1 pseudogene is annotated in these 584 nt (G+C 64.2%); it reads right to left on the reverse strand.

Annotated features, from left to right (window positions below):
• Positions 1-32: 32 nt before the first annotated feature.
• Positions 33-584, reverse strand: a pseudogene (locus BBH68_RS40365) (integrase core domain-containing protein); the annotation flags it as partial.

A 584-nucleotide genomic window follows, 5' to 3' on the forward strand; every position in this document is an offset into this window, starting at 1 on the left:
TCGTGTGGGGCTCGAATAATCGTCGCTCCTGGTCAAGCGGCATAGCTGTACTCGTTGATCACGCCGCCGAGGACGCGGGTACGCCAGGACTCGTCGGCTGGCTGGTTTCAGGACCGGAGGTGGTTGTTGGTGGGCCTGGGGAGGTAGTTGGTGTCGGGCTCGGTGGGGGCGGTGTGCGTTGTAGTGCCTCTGGTATTCGGCCAGGACATGGCGGGCGTGAGCTTCGTCGAGGATGAGTATGTGGTCGAGGGCTTCTCGGCGGAGGGTGCCGATCACTCGGTCGCAGTGGGCGTTGGCTTTGGGCGCGCGGACCGGTGTCTTGATGATCTCGATGTCCTTGGCTTGGAATACGGCGTCGAAGGCGTCGGTGTACTTGCTGTCGCGGTCTCGGATGAGGAAGCGCAGTGGATCCATGCGTATGCGGAGGTCGGTGGCGAGGTTGCGGGCTTGCTGGGTGGTCCAGGCCGCGGTCGGGTGTGCGGTGACGCCGGCGATGTGCAGGCGTCGGGTGTGGTGCTCGAGGAAGATCAGGGCATACAGGCGTTGCAGGCTGGTGGTGTCGATGTGGAGGAAGTCGCAGGCGA

Source organism: Streptomyces sparsogenes, assembly GCF_001704635.1.
In the GTDB taxonomy this organism is placed as follows: Bacteria; Actinomycetota; Actinomycetes; order Streptomycetales; family Streptomycetaceae; genus Streptomyces; species Streptomyces sparsogenes.